The organism is Marinomonas sp. PE14-40 (genome assembly GCF_051623805.1).
Classification (GTDB): domain Bacteria; phylum Pseudomonadota; class Gammaproteobacteria; order Pseudomonadales; family Marinomonadaceae; genus Marinomonas.
Map to the genome: position 1 here is coordinate 1,386,502 of NZ_CP130700.1, position 16,274 is coordinate 1,402,775.

Here is a 16,274-nt window from a genome sequence, read left to right on the forward strand (position 1 = left end):
ATAAGTCCTCAAGACGTTAATAGTAAAAGAGAGCCAAGTATTTAAAGGTTGGTTCTCTTTACTCTTGCTCCTCCTCTATTAACTGCTTAGTAATACATTGCTCAGCCAAGCGTTCGAAACAAGAATCTAACTGGCTAATAAACTCAGTCGCGTTATCTACCGGCTCCATAGGCTCATCAATAATCACATCACAATTAAAGGGCACCAAAATTGCTTCACCTTTAGGTAAAGAGCGCCCTAATCCATGGATCATAACTGGCGTTACTTGAGTATCATTTCTTTCACTCAATAAGTAATAAACCCCTTTTTTAAGCTGGCTTAATTGTTCGGGCTTACCTCGACTTCCTTCTGGAAAGAGAATCAGAATATCTTCTTGATCTAACGCTTGATGGCAGGCTGAGAATAAGTCTGCCTTATCACCCTCCCCTTTTCGCTTCATCGGCACTATGCTAATGCAGTTAAGAGAAAGCCAAGACAAAAAGCCTTTTTTACTTAAAAAATAATCCACTGCGGCAACAGGCCTGACTTTATGAATCATAGATAAAGGGTATAAGCTCATTAACACCAGAGCATCGAGATGACTATTATGATTGGCAACAATGACCGCTGGCCCCTTAATGGGCAAGCTCTTACGGCCTCTTAAATTCAAACCAAGGATAACTAAAACCACAGGTTTAACTAAAAGAGCGAAGAAAATCACTTTAAAAATACGCCCCATGCTAATAACTCACATAATAAATAAAATGAAAAAACAAAGGCGAGGTATAAGTTAAACTATCCATTCTATCTAGAATTCCCCCATGCCCTGGAATCAAGCTACCGCTATCCTTAATTTGCAAATCTCGCTTCACTGATGAAATAACCACATCACCCACAAAGCCACTGGTAGCAACCAGTAAACCAGCAAATGCACCTTGGTAAAAATTTAAAGGGGTTAATAAAGGTCCAATGATAGCAGAACACAAAGTCACCGTTGCAACACCACCAATAAAGCCTTCCCAGGTTTTATTTGGACTCACCTTAGGAATAATCTTATGACGACCAAACAACTTGCCCCAGACATATTGGCCTACATCATTAAACTGGGTCATAAAGAGCAAAAACAGAACTAATCCTAATGCCTCATATTCATGACTAGTCTCATTAGTAGATCCGGGCAAAACTAACAGATAAGCAATATGGCTAATGCTGAAAACGGTCAGCATACAAGCCCAATGCACAACACCAGCCGAGCGAATAAACCCCTTTGTATCACCTGTTAGCACCATACGCATGGGCAAAAATAAAAAGACATACACAGGAATAAACACAATAAACATGCCGTACCATTCGATGGACACCCAGTAGTATTGCAGTGGAATAGATAAATACGCCCAGAAAATCACCTTACGATCAACAGGCCGCATAGGCACGATAGAAAGAAACTCTTTTAACGCCAAGAAGCTTAAAAACGCAAAAAAGATAATTGATATAGTCGTACCACTTAACAGCACAGCAAATAAAAGTCCGATAATCACCCACCAAGACTTAATCCTTTGCTTTAGCTCCTCGTAACCATCTTGCTCCATTTTGCTCTTCATAAAACCACACGCTAAAGTGGCAAGAATCAAAATAGATAAAACGATACCCATGGTATACGCCACACTTCCTGTAAAACTAAAAATAACCACTCTCCCTATATATGGTTCAAATAAACACCTGTATTTTGACAATAAAAAAGCCGCTATGAAAGCGGCTTTTCCGGTTTATAAATTAAATTATTCAGCATTTTCAGGTGGTAGGCTAATCACACCATAGCTAGTTGAAATTGGAACTTGATCAAGCTGAAAGCGCCAGTAAGGTATTTCATTTTTCTCAAGAAAACCTTTGTTCTTATTATGAAATTCATTAATCCCATACTGGTCTTCAAGAGCATAAGATTTGTCATATTCTGTTTCCACTTCTTTAGCAAAAGCCCGACTGACTAAAACACTTTCATCCCTACAACCATTGAATAAATACACTTCTACATAACCATTTGGTGCAAGACCAAACACAAGTCTTTTAGGCGTAAACAAATCCTGACAATTAGAAGCTGAAGTTTTATCCATCATCATTTCAGGCAATTCTTCTGGCAAATCAACTACGATGCCATAGCGCTTTTTCGAGATATAACTTACCCACTCCACAAATGCACCAACTGGCACTCCATTTTTAACACTTTTCTTACCGATATGATGAAATTTAAATTCACCATTTAAAATTGATTTTTCTTGAAAGTCGGATACAGAACCCACCTCATAACCCTGTATTAGTTTTTTGTCTTTGAAAAAAAAACCTAAACCAGAATTATATATTCTGTCAGTAGTTGGGCCGATTCGGTAGCGCCACTCTTTCGGTGAATTAGAACAAGCTACAAGCACTAATCCAAGTAATATCAATATGGCTTTTTTCAAGATTCCTCTCCTGGAGTATTTGCAAAATATTCCCTTACAGGTAAATCATTTACGATATTTGCGCTATTTACTATACCATCAACAAAGCCATTATTTTTAGAACTATGATGACAATAATATCGTCTAATTAATTTATATTTTTTATCATCTATTGCGTGCCTTAAATCTAAAGCTCCATTTTTACAAGCTTGCTTAAAAAGCTGACTATCAATATCTTTTAAATCTATAGGTAAAGACCTATCTTTTAAACTTATCTTCAAATCTGAATGTGACTCTTTCCATTCTTCAAATGGCACTCCAGCATGGCAACCAGCCTCAAACATCATATGCAAAGGAATACGAGAGAGTTCACCTTCAACCATTCTCTTTAATATGACATCAACATGAATAAATTTACGAGTAGAGCTACCATGCTTTCTAAATCGATATTTCACTTTCAAGCCTATCTCTCCGAAAGCAAAATCGTCATCATAGTTTTTTTCACCTTTAACTTTAGTAACAATTTTGTCCCCCCAACCTTCAGATAACTTTAGTTGAGCGTATTTCAAGGCATTTTGATAAGCTCGGTTATCTGTATGCAGCTTACCTCTCTCTTCCCGCTCTGAACACACAAAATAGCGCAATCGACTCCCTTCGATCATGGCAGCATCTGCATTGGCAGAATATGTATGTCGGCTCCTATAACCACCACCTACATCAGAATGAGCACCTGGCAGCATTACTTCTGTAAAGTGCGGTGAAATTTTTCTTCCTTCAATATCAGAAGTGATGCGAGTTAATGGAAAGTTTTTTCTATATTCATCACCAGCACATAAATGCACAACCCTTTCTGCACAATCATCAGATAAGCCAAGCAAGGTATCCTGTACCGCAGACTCTACTGTATCGAGAATCCCGACAAAACCAATGCGACTATCTTCGCGTTTTGTCCAATCATAACCAATCTTAAAACCAAGACCACTAATAGTTGGTAGTGATTCAACTAAGCCATGATCACCTTTAGTATCAATAGTATTTACAAAGTGACGTGCAGCAGCGGCTCCTCGACTAAACCCAAAGGCATCAAATACAATTTTTGAAACACCATCATAAGCTGCATAATCATGAAGATCATCAAGTTCTTCCTTAATTAATGTTTCACATACTTGCTCAACTCTAGCCTTAATTGAAGTGCCACCTAAACTAAAAGCAGAGCCCATGATATTGTCGCTTTCACCCTCTGTTGTACCTATACCCTCAACATATACACCACTAATTAAAGTGTTTGTATCAGTTTGAAATTCCTTAAGATACAAAGCATAAAGTTTCTCAACATTCGTTTTATCATTAGCATAGCTTCCTTCTACTGGTAATTGGCCCTCGCGACAAAGCTCTAAATTTTCTTCAAGTTCAGTAGGATCATTACAAACCTGCGTTAACCATTCTTCAATTTCTTGCTGTCCATTTAAGGCATTCTCTGTATTGTTTCCTGTACCATCAAAAAACACACCTAATCGCAATGTTAAATAGTTAAAACCAGCCACTTTAATCACATAACTATTATCAGCGATAAGGCTCAGGCAGCCGGTTGCGACATGCTTTTCAGGCAATTTTTGTTCGCCTTCAAGGACAATTAAATCCCCTGTGGTGACTGACTGGAGCTCTTTAACACTGGCTTTATTACCTGGCTTTGTTAGGTTTTCATCCAAACTTTTAGCAATTTCTGGATCACTGGCGTCATCTGGTTTGCGGGTTTGTGCTTCTGCTAGCCAAGTTTCATTATCAAGCACTAAGGTAACAGGCCCTGCTGCTAATTTCTTAACTAGTATGGGGCCATCTTTTAGGGTGATTTCATGTTCAGTACCAGCGCCATCGGTTAACAGGCCTTTAATGCCAGCAAAGCCTTTATTGTGCTCATCAATAATTTGAAGCTCGACCCAATGAGTCAAAGCCTCACATTCAATACAGGTACCATCACCCGCTAAAGCTGCCATGCACTATTCTCCATCCATTCTTGTACATATTCTTGTTGCTTAGTATCCAATTTCAAACTAGATACAAGTTCATCCAATTCCGTTTGTGTTGCATGGGCTATATGGGCTAGCACCCAGAGTTCAGCGTCGTCTTTTGACAATTTTTGCTCTTTTGCTTTTTCAAAGCCTGCTTCTAACTTAGTCAGTGGCTCCTTAAGCTTACTCATGAGGCTAGGTAACATTTCCCATAACCGACGAGACACTGCGTAAGCATGGTGCTTAATATTGTATAAGCCTGCTAGGTGCTCTGGGGCAATAATCCACCAAGGCTCAGTGCGTACTTGATATTGTGCTGCTTTATCGTTTTCAAGCACAATAAAGCCTATCTCAGCGCCTTCTTCATCAGCCGTCTTTTTCTCAGCACTTTTTTCTATGGCTGCTCCATTATCCGCAAGACGTTCTTCAGAACCCTCTTCTGCATTGCCTTCTAGGCTTTCTTCAAAATCAGACTGAATTAGAATAGCGTCAATATTCCCCATAAACTCTGACTGTTCAACCAAGCTCATCATGGGTAACATCTGTGTTAGCACCTTGGTATCGTAAAACCGAAACAGGACTTGCTCTTCAGCCAATTCAGCATTTAATAAGCTACGTAAGTGCCTTGCAACAAGCGCCTTCTCAGCATGAGAATGCAACAAAATCCCTTGAGATAAAATTGACTCAGGCAAAGATAAAACAATATCTGATACTGGAATCAGCCAAGGAGTTTGCGCTTTTAAAGTATCAAATGGTGGATCTATAAATAGAGGTTCTGCAGAGGTCATAAAGCCCTGTACAGCCTGCTCTAAAAAGTAATCTTTAGCCTTTTCACAAGTGCCATGATCAAGTAACCAATAACAAGTTTGCTGGTCATACTTTGCAAGCCAAGTATCGCGCATCATGAACCCCCTTCAGCTAAAGGGCAAAGTTTAACAGCGACAACATTCGCCTCTTCTGCCTTTAGAAACCCTGCTAGTGAGATACGCCTTGCTTCCGCTAATGGCTCAGGCTCTTCCAAAGAGTTTGGCAACTCGGCCATGATGCCTTGGTAGCCAGAGCCTTTGCCTGCGGCTCCACCGGCATTGAGGTTAATGCCCCCACCGACAAGATGAACACCACCACCATCGATTTGCATAAAGCTGCCACCCGCTTTGACTGTGATAGCACTGCTTGCATTAATCGCGACTTTGGAACCGCTTTTCAGATGTATCTCGTTACCCGCTTCATTAACCAGAGCTTTGCCTTGTTTTAAGGTGAGAGAGCCTTCAATCACTAGGCTTTGGCTGGCGGTAACATACTCACGCTTTTCACCTTCCACAGTTAAGGTGTCATCCAGCTTCACATGGCTAAATCGATTATTACTGACCTTAATATGCTGGTCATTTTGAATATCATCAGTACGATCATTTTGAACTAAAAGACTTAAATCCTTTTGCGCATGCAGATAAATTTCTTCTTGCTCCGCTTGGTCTTCAAACCTTAATTCATTATGACCATCCCCTTGATGGGATTCGGTACGTAATACCGTTTTAGTCTTATGCTCTGGTAACGCATAAGGGGCTTGATTCGCTATATGATAAGTTCGACCTGTAATGATTGGCTGATCAGGGTCACCCTCTAAAAAGCTTACAATCACTTCATGTCCAATACGCGGCAGGGTCACCATTCCATATTGTGCCCCTGCCCACGCCTGAGATACCCGCACCCATGCACTGGAAAACTCATCCCCTTGGCTATATCTGTCCCAAGGAAACTGAATTTTTACCCGCCCAAACTCATCGCAGTAGACCTCTTCCCCTTCCGGTCCGACTACGATGGCGATTTGTGGCCCAGTCACTCTCGGCCTAGCACCCAAATTAGGGCGCCACTGCCGATGTGCGGGTATCACTTCAAATTCATTTGAATAACGAGTAGCCCCTTCACCACCCATTTCCTCTAACGCTTGAGGTTGTGAGCCTTTATGCTTAATTTTCACCAACAACCAAGCTTGATTACAAACCTCTTGCGGGTGATCCATCAAGGTCACCTTATAACCCGTCGTTAAGGCTGCAAAATTACTTTCGCCTTGTGCGTAAATAGCATCATTACGTAATGCTTGAATGCGATACTGAGCAAATGCCTTGCCGCTCTCATCGTCTTTATAACGCCCTGGATAATCAAAGTGATCGTAAGTCTCTTGTTGAGACTCCAACTCAGTACCAACCGCATCCTGTAAAAAGCTATAGGAAGGCTGCTTAAAGCTATAGTCTTTAAGTTGTACACTCGCAGGCTTTATTTGTGTATGTCGAACAAAATGTTGCGCAAAAGGTAGGCTAGCTTGCCCGCCAGACAATGGGTTATACATCATAGCTTTAGCTACATTGGGTACAGCTTGGGTGTCATCACTAAACACTAAGGTGTGCTTACCATCTAAATGGGTGAAGAAATAAAACAACCCCTCTTCTGCGGCAAGTCTAGAGACAAAGTCAAAATCAGTCTCACGATACTGAACACAGTATTCTCGTTGGAGGCACTCACGGCTCAAAGAAAAGGCGTAATCATTAATGCCCATTTCCGTAAGTAGAATAGAGATAATCTCTGGCACACTTTGTAACTGAAAGATTCGACTATTATGCCTTAGAGATAAACGACTCAATGCTGGCACCATTACCAGGCGATAAAAAGTATGATGATGCCCTGTGTCACCCTGCTCAAATCCCTTTACTATGCCATGCCAAACTTGCTGAGGCAGTCCATCTTGATAAACGCTTAAGCAAACAGGCTTATCCACTATTTGCTGCGGCATAAGGTTTTCTACTCGGCTTGCCAGCGTGACATTAAAATAAAAAGGATGAGATAAAGATTCTTCACCGCTAAATTCTGTTACAACAAAAGCGCTTTGAGCCAAGCCTTCAACAGTAAGGGTAAATTGTAATCCAGTTAGCTGTGCCATGAGGTTAGTCCATTAATTCTGTCATAGATGATAAGCCTATCTTCCTGAGGCTTATTATTTATTGAGTCTTTACTCAGTTATTTGATGAAGCCCCATTAAAAAGAGGGCTAAGCAGGCGTGAAGAGCAATTATTAGGCCAGCAAGGCTAAAAGCTTGAAATGATTAGTTTTTTGATGATCTAGCATGAAAACAGGCAAAGTATTGCTAAAACCTGAGTAAGAAGTTGCCTGATTGGCAAAAAATAGTTTTTAAACAGTGACTTAATAAACAAAAAGCCAACTAAACATGGTTTAGTTGGCTTGCATTAAAAAAGGTGGTTACTGAATTAAGGCAGTAGATGATTAACTGAGGCTCTCTCTTCCATCAATTCATTTTGTGTTGCTAACATACGTGCTTTACTAAAATCGGTTAAAGCTAGCCCTTGTTCAATCTCACACACACCGTTTTGACAACGCATGGGAAAAGAGTAAAACAAACCTTTTTCAATACCATAACTACCATCACTAAAGGTTGCCATACTGACGATATCATCATTTTCTGTGCCTAAGGCCCAATCATGCATATGGTCCAAAATAGCCTGTGCAGCGGATGCCGCTGACGAATGCCCTCGCGCTTTAATAATCTCACTACCACGCTGCTGAATACGTGGAATTAACTCATTATGATAGTAAGTTTCGTCTATTTGTTTGAGTACAGCTTCACCTTCAACTTGCGCCTGAGTTAAATCTGGGTACTGAGTCGATGAGTGGTTCCCCCAAATAATAACATTCTCAACGGCTTCTGCATTCACACCAAGGTGCTTAGCCACTAAGCCTTTCGCGCGGTTATGATCAAGGCGAGTCAAAGCACTAAATTGTTTTGGATCCAAATCAGGCGCATTACGAGAGGCAATCAAGGCATTGGTATTAGCAGGGTTACCCACCACCAGCACTTTTACTTCAGAGCTAGCATAATCATTTAACGCTTTACCTTGGCGCTCAAATATTTGTGCATTAGCCGTTAAGAGATCATTACGCTCCATACCTGCACTTCTAGGCCTTGCACCAATTAATATCGCGTAATCAGCTCCGGCAAAACCTTCCTCAGGATTATCAAAAATACGAATATCCTGTAAAAGCGGCAAGGCACAATCTTCTAATTCAAGTGCTAATCCAGATAGAGACGTCATTGCCTGAGGCACTTCGACCAGTTGCAGTATGACAGGCTGATCTAACCCCAGCATTTCACCTGCTGCCAAGCGAAATAATAGCGAACTACTAATACCTCCAGACGCACCAGTTATAGCAATACATACGGGCTTTTTCATCATACTTCCCCTAATCAAATCTCTTATAGCTAAATCAATGAGAGGTTACCCTCCCCCATTCAATAAAATGAGATTACAGGAAAAAACCACCTTATGAAACATATGTTTCACAATATGAATTAAAGAAATTTAATTCGCAAAAATAAACTAGTTTTATCGAATTAATCCATCAAATCGACTATTAACTGACAGTTTTACCTATAAAAAAACCTGCCACATAAACTATGGCAGGTTTTCTAATTAACCTAATTTAGCTTAAAAAGCTTATAGCAGACGATTTGTCTCTAACACCGCTGATCCAGACTTCAATAAGCCATCACCAACCAAGGTTTTGCCTGAGCGAAGACAGATTGTCAGATTGGAATGAGACTCTTCCGTTTCTTTAGGCAGTAGATGATTAACCGATGCTTTTTCTTCTAATAGCTCAGCTTCTGTTAATTTCATTCGCTCTTGACTGAAATCAGACAGTTCAAGGCCTGTCACAATTTGATAACGGCCATAACGGCAACGAACAGGGAAAGAGTAGAAAATCCCTTTTTCGATACCATAACTACCATCACTTACAATCGCCATGCTCACAAGCTCATCTTCAGCCGTACCCAAAGCCCAATCTCTCATATGATCGATAATCGCTTGAGCGGCTGACGCAGCAGAAGAGTGGCCTCTCGCCTTAATAATCTCACCGCCCCTTTGCTGGATACGTGGGATTAATTCATTCTTATAATAGGTTTCATCTAACTGCCCAATCACCTTATCGCCAAATATTTTAGCGTGGTTCAGATCAGGGTATTGAGTTGAAGAGTGGTTACCCCAAATAATTACCTTATGTATCTCTTCCGCGTTTACACCTAAAGAGTTAGCAACCATTCCCTTAGTTCTGTTGTGATCCAAACGAGTCATGGCGGTAAACTGTGTTGGGCTTAAATCCGGCGCATTACGGCTGGCAATTAAGGCATTCGTGTTTGCAGGGTTACCTACAACGAGCACCTTAACATCACGAGCAGCCGTTTCATTCAAAGCACGACCTTGACGCTCAAAAATCTCAGCGTTCGCAGTTAAAAGATCGTTACGCTCCATACCAGCAGAACGCGGGCGAGCGCCAATTAAAATCGCATAATGGGCATTTTCAAAGCCTGCTTCTGGGTTGTCAAAAATACGAATTGTGTGCAATAAAGGTAATGCACAGTCTTCCAACTCCATAGCTAAACCACGCAATTGCTCCATTGCTTGTGGCACTTCAATTAGTTGTAAAATAACTGGTTGGTCCGTGCCAAACATTTCTCCAGCAGCGACACGAAACAGTAAAGAACTACTTATTGCACCAGCAGCACCAGTAACAGCAATACGTACGGGTTTTTTCATTATTTTGCCCTTTTTAAGAGTTTAAATTGCCTATAGATGATGATTTATATCGCATCACTTATGTGAACGATTACACTTAAAACCATTAAAACATTCGTCATAAAACACTTTTATCTTAAGGCGACCCCAAACAAGCTTTATCAACCTTTTAATTAATCAATAGCGCTTAGATGGAAACACTCACTTCATTAAACCAAGCGTTTTTATAACGTCTTAAAATTGTCTTATGCTCTTTGTCTACTAGCAAAATTAACCCATTTGTAAGGGCAACTAAAATGAATTTTGATCCCATTTTATTGAGTAAAATAAATACAAAAAATATTCAACATAATTAAACTATATAATGGTATTTTTAAAGATAAAAACACTTTAAAACCAAATAATTACAAGTTTAAATCACTATCAAGTTAAAACATTAATGGTACAGACAGACCAACCTTTACGGGATCCATCACCACATTTGTCTCGAAATGACGGATATTTAAATTCTCAAAAAAGACTTGTCGCGTGAAAGCTTCATAGTCAGACATGTCTTTCGCTGTGACCACTAAGATGAAATCTGAACTACCAGTCACGTAATAACATTGCTGCACTGACAAATGGCGCTTCATCTCTTTTTTGAAGGTGTCCAATAGATCCAATCTCTCTCTTTCTAACGTCACTTGCACTATCAAGGTAACGTTACGATCGACTGCTTTAGGATTTACCACAGCAATATCTGCACTAATAATATTTTGCTCACGCATACGTTTCATACGCCTTTGAACGGCAGCAGCAGATAACCCGATTTGCTCGGCAATTTGCTCTGATGTAGCGCGGTTAGACTGTTGAATAATATCGAGAATTTTCGCATCGAAATTATCGTAGTTACTGGATTGGAGATCACTCATAGAAGGCTTACCTACTTACTTTGTACGAGCTAATAAACAAAAGCGCGTATTTTAAAATTTAAAGACTGCTTTCATAGTGAAGAATTCTTACGTGAGTTTTTACGCATATTTACTTAAATTTTGCGGCGGTTCTTCATCCTGCCCTTGTTATTGCATGAATTTCCGCATTTCAAAGGCGTAGCATGGATACATGACTTAGCCACGTAGCAAAACTAAGACATACCTAGTTTGAACACAGGACAAGTTAAACAGTCCTACTCAGATAAGAGAGCATGATGAAAATAATAAACGTACAACATCAGCAACCTTTAGAACGTCTCGCTCCAGCAGGACGTATTGGTGTTATTTCTTTAGCGACAGATTTCAATATAGAAACGGATTTGTCGCGTATGTACCCAGATGATGTGCAGTTTTTTACCAGCCGAGTCAAAAACGTAAACCCTTTGACGATTGAGAACCTACGCACCATGGCGCCAGGTATCACAGATACGGCAGCAACTCTTTTACCAGGTACCCAACTTGATGCCGTCATGTATGCATGCACCTCAGGCACAATTGCCATTGGTTTAGAGCGTATCACTGAGTTAATTCAGCAAGCTCAACCCGGTGTACCAGTGACAAACCCTGTTACTTCAGCTTTAACAGCATTTAATCATTTCAAAGCCAAAAAGATCTCGATTCTTACCCCTTATACAGAAACTGTTAACCAAGAAGTTGCCGATTTCTTCAGCAATCAAGGATACGAAGTTCTCAGTATTGCAGGATTTGGTTTTGAAGATGATACAGCTATGACTTACATCACACCTCAAGATATCCAAGATGCCGCTCTTGCTACTTGCGATGAGAAAGCAGACCTCATGTTTATTTCCTGTACCGCATTACGCGCTTCTTTAGTGCTAGACACTTTGGAAGCAAAACTAAAAATCCCAGTGATTAGCAGCAATCAGGCCTTGGCTTGGCACAGCTTGCAATTGCTTCAATACCCTAAGCAAGTCACTGGATTTGGTAGCTTACTTTCACAAAAACACCTTTAAGCAGCCTTCACACCATTCATAAAAGAGAAGTTTAGATATGTCATTAGATCCACAATTGATAAAACAAATGACCCAATGGCGTCGTCATATGCATAGCTTTCCTGAGTGCGGTTTCGACCTACCACTAACAGCAGACTTTATTGCGGAAAAGTTAGAAAGTTTTGGCCTTGAAGTCATTCGTAATATTGGCAAACAAGGCATAGTGGCCGTGTTAAGAAGCGGTGATGGCCAAAAAAGTATTGGCCTTCGTGCCGATATGGACGCACTTTTTATCAATGAAGAAAATACCTTTTCCCATTGCTCACAGCACCAAGGACAAATGCACGCCTGTGGCCATGATGGTCACTCTGCCATGCTTTTAGGCGCAGCGAGTTATCTTGCTCAAAACAAAGACTTTAACGGTACGGTTTACTTTATCTTTCAACCAGATGAAGAGCATGGCGAAGGTGCACAAGCCATGATAGATGATGGCCTATTTGAACGCTTTAATATTGATGCGGTTTACGGGCTACACAATATGCCGGGGCTCGCTGAAGGCAAATATATTGTGAGACCCGGCTCTCTAATGGCCAGCGAAACCAGTTTTGAAATTGTCGTAAATGGCATTGGTGGACATGCGGCGATGCCACATAAAGGCGTTGACCCAATTGTCGTCGGTTCTCAAATCATTCTAGGGCTACAAACCATTGTCTCTCGTAACCTCAATGCCATAGAAGAAACCGCGGTTGTTTCTGCCACAGAGTTTCTAACCAATGGCACAGTGAACGTTATTCCTTCACAAGTCACCATTAAAGGTGACTGTCGCTGCTTTAGTGAGGCAAGCCTTGCAAAAATTGAAGAGAGCATGGAACGCATTATCTCTGGTATTTGCCATGCAGCGGGTGCGGAATATGAATTCACATTTACCAATGCGTTTTACCCAACTGTGAACAACCCAGTTCAAACTGAACATGCCATTGCTGCAGCAAACAAAGTATTTGGCAAAGACAACGTTGACCCAGATTGTTTACCACTTACGATTTCGGAAGACTTCTCCAGCATGCTAAGGGTTAAACCAGGCTGTTACGCCCTTATTGGCAATGGCGTGGAATCCGTTGGTGGCTGCGCACTTCACAACCCTAATTATGACTTTAACGACAATATTCTTGGCTATGGCGCTCAATACTGGGTGCAACTAGTCACTGATCAATTGACCTAACCAGGCAATCAACCAAGCAAAACCTTAACTCTAAAAATAAAATCTAAGGATACTCACATGAAAAAACTATTAACCACACTACTCGCAATGGGCATTAGCATGGGTGCTAGCGCAGAAACTTGGAAGTTTGCCTCAGAAGAAGATAAAAAAGATGTGCAAGATATCTTTGCACAAACCTTTGCTAAAACGATCAAAAAAGAATCTGATGGTGATATTCGAGTCAAAGTTTATTACTACGGCCAACTTGGCACAGAGAATGACATTGTCGAGCTAACTGCGAAAGGCACAGTGCAATTTGTATCTGTGGGTACTGGACATCTAGGTTCTTATGTACCTGAAGTACAAGCTCTTAGCGTACCTTACGTAATGGGAACTGAAACAGACGTTGTTCGTGAAGTATTAACGGGCAGTAAAACCATTTATGAAGACCTTGCTGATAAGTTTGAGCGCGTAAACTTGAAGCTACTTACCATGATCTCAGAAGGTGAAATGGTATGGGGGGCTAACAAGCCGATCCGTAGCCCAGAAGACTTTGCTGGTCAGAAGATCCGTACTTTTACCTCAACTATCCCAGTTGAAACCTATAAAGCTTTTGGTGCAACCCCAACGCCTTTATCTTGGGGTGAAGTGTATGGCGCACTACAACTTAAAACCGTTGATGGCATGGTTAACCCTATCTACTTCGTGTACAACGCAAAATGGCATGAAGTGCAAGATTACCTAATGCTACCTGGCCAGCAACCTTACGTAGGCACAGTGTCAACTAACAGCAAATGGTTCAACGGCCTTTCAAGTGAAAAACAAGCTATGGTTCGTAAAGCTATCAAGGTAGCTGAGCAAGCAGCGCATGATTACCAGTTAAAAATCAATGCTGAAAACATGAAGAAAATCATGGCTGAACGCCCTGATATGAAAGTTGTAACTCTAAATGCAGATGAACGTGCCCGCTTCAAAGCACTAAGCACAAATCTACACGAGACCTACTACAATGTAGTTGAAAATGCTTATCAAGGTAGCGATAAAGCAGAAGCTCGTGCCGGTGCGAAGAAAATTCTTCAAAGCTTAATCAAAGAAGTTAACGACGCCTCTATGTAATACCTCAAGACTTAGACCTAACCCTTTACGCAAGGACAAAAGTTAGGTCTAAGCATTTGTTTTAGTCTGCTTTATTAAGGTGTGTTCTTATGAAAAAAATCCTCTTTCACATCAGCCGTATTACTGAAACGATCGAAAAAACCATTGTTTTTTCGTCTATTTTGCTGATGATGGCCAATTCCACTGCAAACGCCATAGGTCGTTATGCATTTGGAAAAAGCCTCTTCTTTTCGGAAGAACTCAACCAGTTTTTAATCGTTGCGGTTACCTTTATCGGTTTTGCTTACGCGGTCAGAAAAGGCCGTAATATTCGAATGACAGCGCTTTATGATTCGCTTAATTTTCCGGCAAGAAAGTTCATTGCCACATTAATCGCCATCACCACAGGTCTTTTGATGTTTTATCTTTCTTATAAAGCCTATATCTATGTCATGGAAGTAAAAGACCTAAACCGTTTAAGCCCCGCATTACAGTTCCCTGTTTATTTGGTTTTCTCAATCATCCCTATTGGCTTAGCGATGGCAGGACTCCAGTACATTATTGCTTTCTTTATGAACCTTACCCATAAGGAGATTTACTTATCTCACGACGCAGTTGATATCTAACAATGTAAATCAGCATCAAGTTATCAGCTTCTTTAAGGTTTAATGAGTACCCTTTTATGAGTTCATTTATCGAGTTTTTTTCAGACATTATTGCCGGTGAATTAGACATTTATGTTATCACTTTCACGCTTGTGGCAAGCATGGTCATTTTATTATTTTTAAGTTTCCCTATGGTAGTGCCATTAGCTGTTGGCGCTTTGATTGGCTTAATTCACTTTTCAGGCATAGACACAGGTGTTGTCATTCAACAAATGATTACAGGTATTTCGCCTAATGCCTTAATTGCTGTACCTATGTTTATTTTGGCGGCCGACATCATGACGCGCGGTCATACAGCTAATAATTTATTAGGATTAATCCAAGCCTTTATAGGACATTTACGCGGTGGTTTGCCTATTACAGCCTGCATTAGTTGTACTTTGTTTGGCTCTGTTTCAGGTTCGACACAGGCGACTGTGGTTTCAGTTGGGCAAATCATGCGCCCACGATTATTACAGGCAGGTTATAAAGACAGTTTTGTCATGGCGCTAATTATCAATGCCAGTGACATTGCCTTCTTAATACCTCCTAGCATAGGTTTAATTCTTTATGGCACATTGGCTAACACCAGTGTGGGTGAGCTCTTTATTGCTGGGATTGGACCCGGCATTCTGCTGGCTATCATGTTCTCAGCTTACTGCTACTTTTATAGCGTATTACAAGGCGACAGCATTACCTTAGTAGAAAAAGCCTCATTTAAAGAGAGAGTCACCGCCTTTAAAAAAGCATTGATTCCATTGGGCTTCCCAGCCTTGATTGTTGGTGGTATCTATTCTGGTGCGGTAACACCAACCGAAGCGGCGTCATTTTCGGTGCTTTATGCCATCATAGTTGAGTGTTTTGTTTATCGTCAGCTTGGTTTAAAAGATGTAATAGATGCAGCCTTAAGCACAGGTTTGATTACTGCCGTTGTTTTCATTCTTGTGGGGATGGGCCAAGCGTTCTCTTGGTACATTTCATTCGAGCAAATTCCACAGGATCTACTGGCACCACTTAACCTTGAAGATGCTTCTAAAGAGTACATTCTCTTTGTGATTGCCTTAAGCTTTTTTGTTGGCTGCATGTTTGTAGATTCACTTGTCGTACTCGTGATTCTCACACCTATTTTTGTCCCTATCGTGGATGCCGCTGGCTTAGACCCAGTGCTTGTTGGTGTCATGATCACACTGCAAATGGCCATTGGGTCCGCCACGCCTCCCTTTGGTTGTGATATTTTCACGGCAATCGCTATTTTCAATAAACCTTATATGGAAGTCATTAGAGGGACACTCCCCTTCATTCTTATCTTATTTACCATGTCAGCGTTATTGATCTTTTTCCCAGACATTGCCCTATTACTTCGCGATCTGGCATTTTCTGACTGACACTTATTTAAGCCATTTAACTA

Annotated in this window: 14 protein-coding genes; 5 read left to right on the top strand and 9 right to left on the bottom strand. The window is 40.8% G+C overall.

Going from position 1 to position 16,274, the window contains the following annotated elements:
• Positions 1–58: 58 nt before the first annotated feature.
• From Q0A08_RS06360 to Q0A08_RS06400, 9 genes are all read right to left on the bottom strand, one after another.
• The gene (locus tag Q0A08_RS06360) at positions 59–718 is read right to left on the bottom strand and encodes a lysophospholipid acyltransferase family protein (protein ID WP_438465634.1); all 660 of its coding nucleotides are present in this window, start codon (positions 716–718) and stop codon (positions 59–61) included.
• A gap of 1 nt (position 719) precedes the next feature.
• A complete protein-coding gene (locus tag Q0A08_RS06365) occupies positions 720–1,631 on the bottom strand; it encodes a phosphatidate cytidylyltransferase (protein ID WP_438465635.1) in 912 nt (303 codons plus the stop codon).
• A 126-nt stretch (positions 1,632–1,757) separates the two neighbouring features.
• Positions 1,758–2,435 carry a DUF2931 family protein gene (locus Q0A08_RS06370; protein ID WP_438465636.1) on the bottom strand — a complete coding sequence of 226 codons (678 nt, stop codon included), beginning with the start codon at positions 2,433–2,435 and terminating at the stop codon, positions 1,758–1,760.
• Complete coding sequence (locus Q0A08_RS06375) at positions 2,432–4,408, bottom strand: phospholipase effector Tle1 domain-containing protein (protein WP_438465637.1); 1,977 nt, start codon at positions 4,406–4,408, stop codon at positions 2,432–2,434. Before Q0A08_RS06375 ends, Q0A08_RS06370 begins: the two co-directional genes overlap by 4 nt.
• Positions 4,396–5,325 (bottom strand): DUF4123 domain-containing protein, encoded by a 930-nt coding sequence (locus Q0A08_RS06380; protein ID WP_438465638.1) that lies wholly within the window; start codon positions 5,323–5,325, stop codon positions 4,396–4,398. The genes Q0A08_RS06375 and Q0A08_RS06380 overlap by 13 nt, the downstream gene beginning before the upstream one ends.
• Positions 5,325–7,358 (bottom strand): type VI secretion system Vgr family protein, encoded by a 2,034-nt coding sequence (locus Q0A08_RS06385; protein ID WP_438465639.1) that lies wholly within the window; start codon positions 7,356–7,358, stop codon positions 5,325–5,327. Before Q0A08_RS06385 ends, Q0A08_RS06380 begins: the two co-directional genes overlap by 1 nt.
• A gap of 325 nt (positions 7,359–7,683) precedes the next feature.
• The gene (locus tag Q0A08_RS06390; protein ID WP_438465640.1) at positions 7,684–8,664 is read right to left on the bottom strand and encodes a malate dehydrogenase; all 981 of its coding nucleotides are present in this window, start codon (positions 8,662–8,664) and stop codon (positions 7,684–7,686) included.
• Positions 8,665–8,928: 264 nt separating this feature from the next.
• On the bottom strand, positions 8,929–10,026 hold the full coding sequence (locus tag Q0A08_RS06395) for a malate dehydrogenase (protein ID WP_046019723.1): 1,098 nt from the start codon (positions 10,024–10,026) through the stop codon (positions 8,929–8,931).
• 407 nt (positions 10,027–10,433) lie between these two features.
• Complete coding sequence (locus Q0A08_RS06400; protein ID WP_438465641.1) at positions 10,434–10,916, bottom strand: Lrp/AsnC family transcriptional regulator; 483 nt, start codon at positions 10,914–10,916, stop codon at positions 10,434–10,436.
• Positions 10,917–11,191: 275 nt separating this feature from the next.
• On the opposite strand from Q0A08_RS06400, the gene Q0A08_RS06405 reads away from it, so the two are divergent.
• The 5 genes from Q0A08_RS06405 to Q0A08_RS06425 all read left to right on the top strand — a co-directional run bounded on the left by Q0A08_RS06405 (position 11,192) and on the right by Q0A08_RS06425 (position 16,251).
• Positions 11,192–11,950, top strand: a complete 759-nt coding sequence (locus tag Q0A08_RS06405; protein ID WP_438465642.1) for a maleate cis-trans isomerase family protein — start codon at positions 11,192–11,194, stop codon at positions 11,948–11,950.
• Between the two features lie 37 nt (positions 11,951–11,987).
• Positions 11,988–13,148 carry a M20 aminoacylase family protein gene (locus Q0A08_RS06410; RefSeq protein WP_438465643.1) on the top strand — a complete coding sequence of 387 codons (1,161 nt, stop codon included), beginning with the start codon at positions 11,988–11,990 and terminating at the stop codon, positions 13,146–13,148.
• A gap of 57 nt (positions 13,149–13,205) precedes the next feature.
• A complete protein-coding gene (locus Q0A08_RS06415) occupies positions 13,206–14,243 on the top strand; it encodes a TRAP transporter substrate-binding protein (RefSeq protein ID WP_438465644.1) in 1,038 nt (345 codons plus the stop codon).
• Between the two features lie 89 nt (positions 14,244–14,332).
• Positions 14,333–14,848 carry a TRAP transporter small permease gene (locus Q0A08_RS06420; RefSeq protein ID WP_438465645.1) on the top strand — a complete coding sequence of 172 codons (516 nt, stop codon included), beginning with the start codon at positions 14,333–14,335 and terminating at the stop codon, positions 14,846–14,848.
• A gap of 56 nt (positions 14,849–14,904) precedes the next feature.
• Complete coding sequence (locus Q0A08_RS06425; protein ID WP_438465646.1) at positions 14,905–16,251, top strand: TRAP transporter large permease; 1,347 nt, start codon at positions 14,905–14,907, stop codon at positions 16,249–16,251.
• Positions 16,252–16,274: the final 23 nt, after the last annotated feature.

Coding starts and splice junctions, on each gene's coding strand:
- Q0A08_RS06360 (WP_438465634.1), bottom strand. CDS start 718: ATGGGGCGTATTTTTAAAGTGATTTTCTTCGCTCTTTTAGTTAAACCT.
- Q0A08_RS06365 (WP_438465635.1), bottom strand. CDS start 1,631: ATGGGTATCGTTTTATCTATTTTGATTCTTGCCACTTTAGCGTGTGGT.
- Q0A08_RS06375 (WP_438465637.1), bottom strand. CDS start 4,408: ATGGCAGCTTTAGCGGGTGATGGTACCTGTATTGAATGTGAGGCTTTG.
- Q0A08_RS06380 (WP_438465638.1), bottom strand. CDS start 5,325: ATGCGCGATACTTGGCTTGCAAAGTATGACCAGCAAACTTGTTATTGG.
- Q0A08_RS06385 (WP_438465639.1), bottom strand. CDS start 7,358: ATGGCACAGCTAACTGGATTACAATTTACCCTTACTGTTGAAGGCTTG.
- Q0A08_RS06390 (WP_438465640.1), bottom strand. CDS start 8,664: ATGAAAAAGCCCGTATGTATTGCTATAACTGGTGCGTCTGGAGGTATT.
- Q0A08_RS06395 (WP_046019723.1), bottom strand. CDS start 10,026: ATGAAAAAACCCGTACGTATTGCTGTTACTGGTGCTGCTGGTGCAATA.
- Q0A08_RS06400 (WP_438465641.1), bottom strand. CDS start 10,916: ATGAGTGATCTCCAATCCAGTAACTACGATAATTTCGATGCGAAAATT.
- Q0A08_RS06405 (WP_438465642.1), top strand. CDS start 11,192: ATGAAAATAATAAACGTACAACATCAGCAACCTTTAGAACGTCTCGCT.
- Q0A08_RS06410 (WP_438465643.1), top strand. CDS start 11,988: ATGTCATTAGATCCACAATTGATAAAACAAATGACCCAATGGCGTCGT.
- Q0A08_RS06415 (WP_438465644.1), top strand. CDS start 13,206: ATGAAAAAACTATTAACCACACTACTCGCAATGGGCATTAGCATGGGT.
- Q0A08_RS06420 (WP_438465645.1), top strand. CDS start 14,333: ATGAAAAAAATCCTCTTTCACATCAGCCGTATTACTGAAACGATCGAA.
- Q0A08_RS06425 (WP_438465646.1), top strand. CDS start 14,905: ATGAGTTCATTTATCGAGTTTTTTTCAGACATTATTGCCGGTGAATTA.